Here is an 11,211-nt window from a genome sequence, read left to right as displayed (position 1 = left end):
TACTTAATTTTGGGTTAAATCTGCTAATTCCTTACCAATTAGGCTGCCAATTGCTACACCCATTCCGCCAAGTCTAACACCACAAAATACATTGTTAGATAGTTGTTTTACAATAGCCTTTTTTTGTTTACCAACGCCCATAATTCCGGACCAACGGTGATCAATTTCAAAGTTAGTTTCGGGTAAAATCGTGGTTTTTAAAAGTGTTTCTAATTTATTTTGAATAAGCTTGGTTTGGGCAAATTCGGTAGTTTCTTCAGTTTTAAAATCGAGGTTGCGTCCGCCACCAAAAAGGATGCGATTATCAATATTTCTAAAATAATAATAGCCTTGATCTAGATGAAACGTGCCTTTAATATGTAAATTTTTTATCGGTTTTGTAATGAGCACTTGGGCACGTGCTGGCTTAACTTCAGGAATGTTTAATTGTGAAGCAAAACCGTTAGTTGCAATCATTAAATTTGAGGTTAAAAACTCGAACTGATTTGTCTTTACTTTAACTGAATCTTGATTTTCTGAAAAGCTTTGAACTGTTATATTATTTAAAATTTTTATGCCTTTAGATTGTACTTTTTGTAGTAAAGCAGACATCATTTTTCCGGTGTCTATTTGACCTTCAAAAGCATTAAATATGTATTGATTTTTTATGTTCTTAAAATTGAATATATTATCTTTTAGACTAAACACTTCTGCTTTAAACATTGGCTTTAGCAGCTTATTGATATAATCTTTTTTTGATAGGCAATTTTCAAATAGATTGTCATTTTCTGTAAACAGCTCGTAACCACCAAAAGCTTGATAATTTATGGTTTGATCTCCTAAGGTTTGTCGTAATAATTTTAAGCCTTTTATACGTTTGTTTATTAATCTTAGAACTTCTGCTCCAGTATGTGTATTTAAATCGTCTAAAATTTCGCTTAAGCTACCAAAGCATGCAAATCCTGCGTTTTTAGTACTTGCGCCTTGTGGTAATACTCCTTTTTCAAGGATTAAAATATTTGCTTTAGGATATATTTTTTTTAAATGTAATGCACAATTTAAACCTACAATACCACTGCCAACAATAGTAAAGTCTATGTTGGTTAACCATGATTTTATTTCCCAATAGCTAAAGTTCACAAAAAAATAAGTAAAAGATTAAGTGATGTAAATGTACTTAATTTTTAGTACTGTTGTTGGCTTTGTGTTAAGGATAGTAGTGGCATCCTTTTTTGAAGTATGAAAAAAAGATATAATGAATAGCCTGACGCTTTGTTGACTTAACAACAAAGGGTAACACCATAAAAAAACTCCGAAATTACTTTCGGAGTTTTATTTTTTAATCTTCTTTTGGTTTTTCCATTTTGAAATCTTCCATAAATTTAGTGGTATAGTTACCTGATAGGTAATCTGGATGGTCCATTAATTGTCTATGGAATGGAATTGTGGTTTTGATACCTTCTATTACAAACTCGTCTAATGCACGTTTCATTTTATTAATTGCCTCTTCACGTGTTTGTGCAGTGGTAATTAATTTTGCAATCATAGAATCGTAGTTTGGTGGTATACTATAACCTGCATAAACGTGTGTATCTAAACGTACACCATGTCCTCCTGGCGCATGAAGTGTTGTGATTTTTCCTGGTGAAGGTCTAAAATCATTGTATGGGTCTTCTGCGTTTATACGACACTCTATTGAGTGTAAATTAGGCGTATAGTTTTTACCTGAAATTGGTACTCCTGCAGCAACTAATATTTGCTCTCGGATTAAATCAAAATCTATTACTTGTTCTGTTATTGGATGCTCTACTTGTATACGCGTATTCATCTCCATAAAGTAGAAGTTTCTGTGCTTGTCTACAAGAAATTCTACAGTTCCTGCACCTTCGTAGCTAATGTATTCTGCAGCTTTTACGGCTGCTTTACCCATTTTATCTCTTAACTCGTCGGTCATAAATGGCGAAGGTACTTCTTCTGTTAACTTTTGGTGACGACGTTGTACAGAACAGTCTCTTTCTGATAAGTGACATGCTTTACCTGTACTATCTCCTACTACTTGGATTTCGATATGTCTTGGTTCTTCGATAAGTTTTTCCATATACATATCGTCGTTTCCAAATGCAGCTTTAGATTCTTGTCTAGCCGAATCCCAAGCGTCTTTTAGGTCTTCTTCTTTCCAAACGGCACGCATACCTTTTCCTCCTCCACCTGCAGAAGCTTTAAGCATAACAGGATAACCTGTTTCTTTTGCTATTTTTTTACAGTCTTCAAAAGTTTCGATAACACCATCACTACCTGGTACACAAGGTACTCCTGCTGCTTTCATTGTTGCTTTTGCAGAAGCTTTGTCTCCCATTTTATTAATCATCTCTTCTGAAGCACCGATAAATTTAATATCATGCTCTTCACAGATTTTAGAGAATTTTGCGTTTTCTGAAAGGAACCCGTATCCTGGATGTATAGCGTCTGCATTTGTTATTTCTGCAGCTGCAATAATGTTTGACATTTTTAGATAAGACTCGCTACTTGGTGCTGGACCAATACAAACAGCCTCATCAGCAAATTTTACATGTAAGCTGTCTTCGTCTGCTTTAGAGTATACAGCTACTGTTTTTATGCCCATTTCTTTACAGGTTCTAATAACACGCAGTGCTATTTCACCTCTATTGGCAACTAATATTTTTTTAAACATCTTTATTGAATTAGATAATTAGACAATAGGATTATTAATAGTTCAAATTTTTAAGATGAAACTTGAACAGATCTAATAATCTAAATTAAGATGGGTCTACTAAGAAAAGTGGTTGATCAAACTCTACAGGAGAAGCATCATCTACTAATATTTTAACGATTTTACCTGATACTTCAGATTCTATTTCGTTAAATAATTTCATAGCTTCAATAATACATAATACATCTCCTTCTGCTATAGATTGACCTACTTCTACAAATAATGGTTTATCCGGAGATGGTTTTCTGTAGAATGTACCTATTATTGGAGATTTTATAGTTATATATTTAGAGTCTTCTGCTGGTGCAGCTGGTGCTTCTGTAGCAACTGGTGCAGGTGCTGCAGCTGGTGCTGGTTGCATTGGCTGCACAGGCATTTGTGCTTGCATTGGCACTTGTTGTACAATTGTAGTTTCTGTATCTGATCCAGTTTTGATTGTTATTTTAACATCATCTGTTTCTAATTTAACCTCACTTGCGCCAGATTTTGCTACAAATTTAATTAAGTTTTGAATGTCTTTTAAATCCATAATTATTAAGTTATTAATTTAAGTTTTAGTTAGTTTAAGAGTTATAAGCCCATTTTAAATAAATTGAGCCCCATGTAAATCCGCCTCCAAAAGCAGCAAAAATTAAGTTATCTCCTTTTTTTAACTTTTTTTCAAAGTCGTATAGTAATAATGGTAATGTTGCTGATGTAGTGTTACCGTATCTGTAGATATTTTTTAGCACTTTGCTTTCATCAAGATTCATTCTATTTGCTGTTGCATCAATAATTCTTAAATTAGCTTGATGTGGTACTAACCATGAAACATCTTCATGAGATAGATTATTACGCTGCATTATTTTTTCGCAAACGTCTGCCATATTTGCTACAGCAAATTTAAATACTGTACGTCCTTCTTGGTGTACAAAATGTTGTTTGTTATCTACTGTTTCTTGAGAGGTAGGTAATATAGATCCTCCTGCTTCAATTTTCAAGAATTCTCTACCTGTACCATCACTTCTTAGGTATTCATCTTGAAATCCTAGACCTTCTTCGTTTGGTTCTAATAGAACAGCTCCTGCTCCATCTCCAAAAATGATACATGTAGCACGATCTGTATAATCTATTATAGAAGACATTTTATCTGCTCCTATTAATAATACTTTTTTATATCGTCCTGACTCTATGTAACTTGTTGCTGTAGATAAACCATAAAGAAAACTAGAGCATGCTGCTTGCAAATCGTATGCAAAAGCATTTGTTGCGCCTATCTGTGTGGCAGTATATACTGCTGTAGATGCAACTGGCATATCTGGCGTAGCTGTTGCTACGATAACTAAGTCTATTTCTTTTGGGTCTAGGTTTCTTTTTTCTAGTAAGTCTTGTGCAGCTTTTATTGCAAGGTAAGAGGTACCTTTGCCTTCTTTTTTAAGAATTCTACGTTCTTTAATTCCTGTTCTTGTGGTAATCCATTCGTCGTTTGTATCCACCATAGTCTCTAAGACTTTATTTGATAATACAAACTCTGGTACATAAGCACCAACAGCAGTTATTGCAGCAGTAATCTTGCTCATATTTTTATATAATTTGGTCATTAAAAGACCCAAAACGGGACAAAAATGACATAAATTAAGCTAAATTAGTCATTTTTGAACTAATTTTACGCAAAGTAAAACGTTTTTAACGTAAAGAAAAGCGTTTCATAAAAAAAACGCTCACAAGTGAGCGTTTCTTATATGCGTGCATAATAAATTATGCTACGTTTTCTTCTACTGAGTTGTCTATTAATACTTGACCTCTGTAATATAATTTTCCTTCACTCCAGTGAGCTCTGTGATATAAGTGAGCTTCACCTGTTGTTGGGCAAGTTGCAATTTGTGGCGCAGTTGCTTTGTAATGCGTTCTTCTCTTATCTCTTCTAGTTTTCGAGATTTTTCTCTTAGGATGTGCCATTTTATATTATTATTTATCCGTTAATAGTTTTTTTAATGTATTCCAACGAGGATCAATCTCGTCTTCTTTTTCTTTTTTATCTTTTAATTTTGGACTTAATTCTTCTAACTTTTTGAGTATTTCAGAGTCTAATGTTCCATCTTCTACTCCTGGATGCACTAGTTTACTTGGTATTGCTAGCACAATAGTTTCATAAATGTATTGCTGTATGTTTACTTCATACTCACCGTGTGGCACTATTAATATATCAATGTTTTCATCGTTATATTCTTCTCCAAATTTTACAACTAAATCAAAGGTGTTTGATATTTGTTGGTCATAAGGTTCGTTAGTTACATCACAGTTAACGTTTACATCTCCTGAAACTTCAAAATGAAATTCTAATAAAGTAGATTTTTTATTTAAAGTAACATCTACATTTATATTACTAGAGTTAAACTCTTCATAGTCAAAATGATCAAAGAACGTTTGGTCTATTTTATAATCAAAATGATGTTTTCCTTCTTTTAAACCTACAAACTGTATTGTAAATTCTTTTAATTGCTTCATTCTCACATCTATTTTGAGCCTGCAAATATACAAAAATCTTCTTATTTATAAAGACTTATAAACATTTTTTTGTTTATATCTTTTTTTTAGAGAAAGGTAGAGGATTTTTACTTATTTCTGCGTACTCATTTCTGTTATTAAAAATTTTTATTGCCGTAAAAATAGCTTCTTTAAAAGACCCTATATCTGCTTGTCCTTTTCCTGCTATTTCAAAAGCAGTTCCATGATCTGGAGATGTCCTTACCTTGTTTAATCCCGCTGTATAATTAACACCTTGACCAAACGAAAGCGTTTTAAATGGTATCAAACCTTGATCATGATATGATGCTATTATTGCATCAAAATTTTGGTAATTATTAGAACCAAAAAAACTATCTGCAGCGTATGGTCCAAAGACTAACTTACCTTTTTCTTTAATTTTCTTTAATGCTGGTCGTAAAATTTTATCATCTTCATTACCTATAACTCCATTATCTCCTGTATGTGGATTAATACCTAATACGGCAATTTTTGGTTTATTAATTTTAAAGTCTTTAATTAAAGAATCGTGTACTGTATTTATTTTATCTTCAATTAGTTTTGTTGTTATATGTTTAGATACATCTTTAACAGGTACATGATCTGTTAACAATCCTACTCTTAATCCTCCATTGACCATAAACATAAGACTTTTACCTTCTAACTCTTGATTAAGATAGTCTGTATGTCCAGGAAATTTAAAAGTATCTGATTGTATACTACTTTTATTTATTGGTGCTGTTACAAGCACATCTATTTCGTCACTTTTTAAGGCTTTAGTAGCTTTTTGTAAAGATTTTATAGCATATTCTCCTATAGTTTTATCTTCTTTACCAAAGGATATATTAACATTTTCTTTCCAACAATTAAGCACATTAACTTTACCTATCACTGCTTGATTAATATGATTAATGCCATTAAGATTGATATCTATTTTGTAATGTTTTTTTACAAAACTCATTGTTTTAATTGAAGCAAAAATTATTGGAGTACAAAAATCTAACATTCTTGAATCTTCAAATATCTTAAGAACGATTTCTGAGCCAATCCCGTTTAAATCTCCAATTGAAATTCCTACTTTAATATTTTCTTCTTTCTTCATTAATAAAACTAACTATTGTTTGTAATTTTACCTGCAACAAATTTAACCAAATAATAACGATTACGTTTATGTTTACAGGAATTATTGAAACACTTGGTAAAGTAACCAATCTTGTTACTGAAAAAGATAATTTACATATTACAATTGAAAGCGAAATTACTCATGAGCTAAAAATAGATCAAAGTGTTGCCCATAATGGCGTTTGCTTGACTGTTGTTGCAATTGATAATAACCAGTATACTGTAACAGCCATAAAAGAAACACTTGATAAAACAAATATCGGTAATTTAATTTTTGATAGTACCGTAAACCTTGAACGCGCAATGAAATTGGGTGAAAGACTTGATGGACATATCGTGCAAGGTCATGTAGACCAAACAGCAACTTGTATTGATGTAAAGGAAACTGAAGGCAGTTGGTTATTTACTTTTGAATATGACCCAAAATTAAATAATGTAACTATTGAAAAAGGATCTATAACTGTAAATGGTGTAAGTCTAACAGTTGTAAACTCTCAAAAAAACAGCTTTAGTGTAGCAATTATACCTTACACTTTTGAGCATACAAACTTTAAAACTTTTAAAGTTGGAACTGTAGTAAACTTAGAATTTGATGTTATAGGAAAATATGTAAAACGTTTAACCGAACTAAGCGCTTAAGCTTTGTTTGTGTTTTATAACCTTATACACACCATAAATAAGAGCAGCAACAATTAAAAACACAATACCACTATCTATGGGTAAACCAGGTGGTGGTACTGGTGGCGGTGGTGGTGGCGGAACATTACCTCCATCTACTATATTAATTAGGTTAAAAAACATAAATAACATTTGGGCTATTATTTTAATTGAACTTGATATAAATTCGGTTGTAAATGTATGAAAAAAAGACTGCTAACAAAATTTTTTCAATAGTTTTTACTTAAAATTTATCTTTCAAGTGCAAGTTTTATCGTTAAAATACATATTTAACGATATAATAACGTCCTTTTTATTTAAATACTTTTATCAAAAATATTTAAAATGAAAATAAAAAAAGCTTCACAAAAATGTGAAGCTTTTCAATTTCAAGAAGTGGTCCCACCTGGGCTCGAACCAGGGACTTTCTGATTATGAGTCAGATACTCTAACCAACTGAGTTATAGGACCCGAAATTGGAGTGCAATATTACTACTATTTTTAAAATACTGCAAACCTTTTTTAAATTACTTGATATCTTGACAAAGTTCTATCAAAACTCCATTAGTTGTTTTTGGGTGTAAAAATGCTACTAACTTATTGTCTGCGCCTTTTTTAGGTGTTTCGTTTAAAACCGTAAAACCTTCTTCTTTTAAACGCTTAATTTCATTTTCAATATCATTAACCGCAAAAGCAATATGATGTATTCCTTCACCTTTTTTTTCTATAAACTTTGCAATTGGGCTATCTGGTTTTGTTGCTTCTAAAAGTTCTATTTTGTTTGGTCCAACTTCAAAAAAAGATGTGCTAACGCCTTCACTTTCTACAGCTTCAACTTTATAATGTGGTTTACCAAATAGTTTTGCAAAAAGTTTATTAGAATCCTCTAAACTCTTAACTGCTATACCAATATGTTCAATTTTTTCCATTTTTTAACGTATTTTAGATCTAATATTTGCTTAAATATGTCTTAAAAGTAATATATTCTTGTAATAACAACTATTTTTGTAGCATGGAAGAAAGTCAAAGACAAAAAAAAATAGCTTCGGTACTTCAACGAGATTTGGTAGATATACTACAAGGCGCTGCTACTAAAGGCGGATTAAGAGGTGTAATTATATCGGTATCTAAAGTAAAAGTAACTGCAGATTTAACAGATGCTAAAGTATATTTAAGCATTTTCCCTAACGATAAAGGTAAAGAGTTACTTGAAGGTATTAAAGCAAACACGCCTTTTATAAGACACGAAATTGCGCAACGTACTAAAAATCAATTACGTCGTATGCCTCAATTAATGTTTTATATAGACGACTCTTTAGAATATATAGACAAAATTGAAAAGTCTTTAAAAGGAGAGGATAATCCTATTGAAAACCCAGATTTATTAGGCAAACGAAAAAAATCTTAGTTGAATTTTCCGCTGTACATAGTTAAACGTTATTTACGTTCTAAAAGCAGTAATAATGCTATAAACTTTATAACCATTATTGCAATGGTTGGTATCGTATTAGGATCTGCTTCTTTATTTATTGTACTTTCTGGTTTTGCTGGTTTACGTGAGTTTACTTTAGAATTTACCTCTATAATCGATCCTGATTTAAAAGCAGAAACAACTATTGGGAAATCGTTTACATTGTCTCAACAACAAGCTGAAGATTTAAAGAATATTGAAGGTATTGCTAGTCTTTCAAAAATTATTGAAGAACGTGTTATCGCTACTTTTGATGGCAATAATCATCCTGCTTACATAAAAGGTGTTGATCAAAATTTTAGTGAAGTTACTAAAATAGAATCGGTAATTCCTATAGGAGGTTGGATCTATCCAGAAACACCACAATCTGTTGTTGGTTGGACCATTTCTACACATTTAAATGTTGGCGCTAACGACTACGGAAAAAGTATGACGCTTTCTGTACCAAAACCAGGAAAAGGTCAAATTACCTCTCAAAGTCAAGCTATAAACCAAGTAAAAGTAGTTAACGTTGGAATTTATGATATTAATGAAGAAATAAACAATAAATACATTTTTACATCTTTAGAAACAGCAAAGCAGTTATTAAACTACGACGATAACCAAATTACAAGCATCGAGTTTAAACTGAATGAAAATGCAGATGAAGACACTGTAAAAAATAAAATAGCTTCTGTTTTAGGACCAACTATATTGGTGAAAAATAAAGATCAATTAAACGATGCTATTTACAAAATGCTTAATACCGAAAATCTGGCGGTTTACCTTATATTCACTTTAGTTTTAATCATTGCACTTTTCAATATTATTGGCACTATTATAATGGCTATTTTAGATAAGAAAAAGACGCTAAATACATTATATAACTTAGGTGCAAGCGTAAAAGATATTAGAAAAATATTTTTATATCAAGGTATTTTAATGACATTAATTGGCGGTATTATTGGACTAATTATTGGTTACACATTAGTACAATTACAATTATCTTTTAAACTAATTATGATAACACCTGTTTTACCTTATCCTGTTGCATTACAATTTAAAAACTTTGTAATTGTAATGCTAACATTAATGGTTTTAGGCGTCATAGCTTCTAAGATTGCTGCATCTAGAATAAATAGAAATTTAGTAAAAACAGGTTAGATTACTCAGTAAACACATAATCGCTAAACTGTTTTTCTACTTCATCAAAAGCTGCAAAAACATCAACAGAATGATCACTAGTTACCATTTTTGTTCTGTATTCTTTAAAGTGAGGAATACCTTTAAAGTAATTGGTGTAATGACGTCTGGTTTCTAAAACACCTAAAGTTTCGCCTTTCCAATCTATAGCCATTTGCAAGTGTCTTCTTGCCGCATCAACACGCTCTTGCATAGTTATTGGTCGGTAATGTTCTCCTGTTTCAAAAAAGTGTTTTACTTGTTTAAAAAACCACGGATTACCAATTGTAGCACGACCAATCATACAACCGTCTAAACCGTATTGGTCACGCATTTCCATTGCGCGTTCTGGTGTATTTACATCTCCATTTCCAAAAACAGGAATATGCATACGTGGATTATTTTTTACCTCAGCAATTGGTTTCCAATCTGCGTTACCTTTATACATTTGCGCACGTGTACGACCATGAATCGCTATTGCTTTACAACCAACGTCTTGTAAGCGTTCTGCAACTTCAACAATTCTAATAGAATCATGATCCCAACCTAATCTTGTTTTTACGGTAATAGGTATATTGGTACGCTTAACCATTTCGGCAGTTAATTGTTCCATTAAACAAATATCTTTTAAGATACCTGCGCCAGCACCTTTACTAACTACCTTTTTTACTGGACAACCAAAGTTAATATCGATGATATCTGGTTTAGACTCAGAAACAATATCTATGGTTTGTAACATACTATCCATATTAGCTCCAAAAATTTGAATACCAACAGGACGTTCTTTTTCGTAAATATCTAACTTAATAACGCTTTTTGCAGCGTTACGTATTAAACCTTCGCTAGACACAAACTCTGTATACACCACATCTGCACCTTGCTCTTTACATAATTTTCTAAAAGGCGGATCGCTTACGTCTTCCATTGGAGCTAACAACAACGGAAATTCTGGAAGTTCTATATTACCTATTTTTACCACGTTACAATTTTTTGGCAAAATTACATCTTTTTAAATAATTGTAAGACAAAGAAGATTAAACTATATTTATGCAAATTAGTTTCTAAATGAAAAAACTCATTATTATTTTTTGCATTATCTTTTTTAGCTGTGGCACACAGAATAGCCAGATAAAATAGACACAGTCATTTTAAGATACAATATCCTAATACATGGGTTAGGTTTGGAGGTGTTGGTCACATTAATTTGACTCCAAAAAAATTAAAAGATCTAAATCCAGAAGATGAATTAAATAATATCTCTGTAAATAAAAACCCTTTCTATATTGAAAAATTTAATGGCGTAGAAAACACTTTAAACGAACATGGCAGAACGTTAAGACGAGGAGAAATTAATAAAGAATATGTACTGACTAAATTACCTGAAGGTTCTAAGTATATTTATAAAATTGAATCGACTATTGAGCGACAATCTTTTAAAGAAAAATTTAAACGATTAGAGTTTTTTTATGTTAGAGACTCTAAATTAGACTATATCGAATTTCATATGGAAGAAAAATTATTTGATAAATATTTTGATGATGCCATGTTAATTATAAACTCTTTTGAGCCTAAATAAAAAAGACCA

General features: G+C 31.6%; 14 protein-coding genes and 1 tRNA gene. 4 read left to right on the top strand and 11 right to left on the bottom strand.

The window, feature by feature from the left end:
• Positions 1-3 precede the first annotated feature (3 nt).
• The 7 genes from INR78_RS05695 to pdxA form a co-directional block, all read right to left on the bottom strand.
• Positions 4-1,119 (bottom strand): FAD-binding oxidoreductase, encoded by a 1,116-nt coding sequence (locus INR78_RS05695; protein ID WP_223077834.1) that lies wholly within the window; start codon positions 1,117-1,119, stop codon positions 4-6.
• 199 nt (positions 1,120-1,318) lie between these two features.
• Positions 1,319-2,671, bottom strand: a complete 1,353-nt coding sequence (accC, locus tag INR78_RS05690; protein WP_106680863.1) for an acetyl-CoA carboxylase biotin carboxylase subunit — start codon at positions 2,669-2,671, stop codon at positions 1,319-1,321.
• Between the two features lie 85 nt (positions 2,672-2,756).
• Complete coding sequence (accB, locus tag INR78_RS05685) at positions 2,757-3,239, bottom strand: acetyl-CoA carboxylase biotin carboxyl carrier protein (RefSeq protein ID WP_027879376.1); 483 nt, start codon at positions 3,237-3,239, stop codon at positions 2,757-2,759.
• Between the two features lie 34 nt (positions 3,240-3,273).
• Positions 3,274-4,269, bottom strand: a complete 996-nt coding sequence (locus tag INR78_RS05680) for a beta-ketoacyl-ACP synthase III (protein ID WP_106680959.1) — start codon at positions 4,267-4,269, stop codon at positions 3,274-3,276.
• Positions 4,270-4,447: 178 nt separating this feature from the next.
• Complete coding sequence (gene rpmF / locus INR78_RS05675; RefSeq protein ID WP_027879374.1) at positions 4,448-4,648, bottom strand: 50S ribosomal protein L32; 201 nt, start codon at positions 4,646-4,648, stop codon at positions 4,448-4,450.
• Between the two features lie 9 nt (positions 4,649-4,657).
• Positions 4,658-5,197 (bottom strand): DUF177 domain-containing protein, encoded by a 540-nt coding sequence (locus INR78_RS05670; protein ID WP_027879373.1) that lies wholly within the window; start codon positions 5,195-5,197, stop codon positions 4,658-4,660.
• 73 nt (positions 5,198-5,270) lie between these two features.
• Positions 5,271-6,317 (bottom strand): 4-hydroxythreonine-4-phosphate dehydrogenase PdxA, encoded by a 1,047-nt coding sequence (pdxA, locus tag INR78_RS05665; RefSeq protein ID WP_223077833.1) that lies wholly within the window; start codon positions 6,315-6,317, stop codon positions 5,271-5,273.
• A 68-nt stretch (positions 6,318-6,385) separates the two neighbouring features.
• Here pdxA and INR78_RS05660 point away from each other — a divergent pair, with 68 nt between their 5' ends.
• A complete protein-coding gene (locus INR78_RS05660) occupies positions 6,386-6,976 on the top strand; it encodes a riboflavin synthase (protein WP_223077832.1) in 591 nt (196 codons plus the stop codon).
• Here INR78_RS05660 and INR78_RS05655 read toward each other — a convergent pair.
• The 3 genes from INR78_RS05655 to mce form a co-directional block, all read right to left on the bottom strand.
• The gene (locus INR78_RS05655) at positions 6,965-7,138 is read right to left on the bottom strand and encodes a PID-CTERM protein-sorting domain-containing protein (protein ID WP_255593130.1); all 174 of its coding nucleotides are present in this window, start codon (positions 7,136-7,138) and stop codon (positions 6,965-6,967) included. The genes INR78_RS05660 and INR78_RS05655 overlap by 12 nt on opposite strands.
• Before the next feature lie 253 nt (positions 7,139-7,391).
• A tRNA-Ile gene (locus INR78_RS05650) sits at positions 7,392-7,465 on the bottom strand.
• Positions 7,466-7,521: 56 nt separating this feature from the next.
• A complete protein-coding gene (mce, locus tag INR78_RS05645; RefSeq protein ID WP_106680854.1) occupies positions 7,522-7,923 on the bottom strand; it encodes a methylmalonyl-CoA epimerase in 402 nt (133 codons plus the stop codon).
• Between the two features lie 83 nt (positions 7,924-8,006).
• On the opposite strand from mce, the gene rbfA reads away from it, so the two are divergent.
• Entirely contained in the window at positions 8,007-8,402 is a 396-nt protein-coding gene (gene rbfA, locus INR78_RS05640; RefSeq protein WP_223077830.1) for a 30S ribosome-binding factor RbfA, read from the top strand.
• The gene (locus INR78_RS05635) at positions 8,403-9,608 is read left to right on the top strand and encodes an FtsX-like permease family protein (protein WP_223077829.1); all 1,206 of its coding nucleotides are present in this window, start codon (positions 8,403-8,405) and stop codon (positions 9,606-9,608) included.
• A gap of 1 nt (position 9,609) precedes the next feature.
• Here INR78_RS05635 and dusB read toward each other — a convergent pair whose 3' ends face one another.
• Positions 9,610-10,605, bottom strand: a complete 996-nt coding sequence (gene dusB / locus INR78_RS05630; protein WP_027879366.1) for a tRNA dihydrouridine synthase DusB — start codon at positions 10,603-10,605, stop codon at positions 9,610-9,612.
• 225 nt (positions 10,606-10,830) lie between these two features.
• Here dusB and INR78_RS05625 point away from each other — a divergent pair, with 225 nt between their 5' ends.
• Positions 10,831-11,202 (top strand): hypothetical protein, encoded by a 372-nt coding sequence (locus INR78_RS05625; protein WP_106680847.1) that lies wholly within the window; start codon positions 10,831-10,833, stop codon positions 11,200-11,202.
• The last annotated feature ends 9 nt before the right edge of the window (positions 11,203-11,211 follow it).

Origin of the sequence: Mesoflavibacter sp. SCSIO 43206 (assembly GCF_019904215.1) — a bacterium.
Taxonomy (GTDB): domain Bacteria; phylum Bacteroidota; class Bacteroidia; order Flavobacteriales; family Flavobacteriaceae; genus Mesoflavibacter; species Mesoflavibacter zeaxanthinifaciens.
Note: the sequence above shows the minus strand (reverse complement) of the source record. Positions and strands in the feature narration are given on the sequence as shown.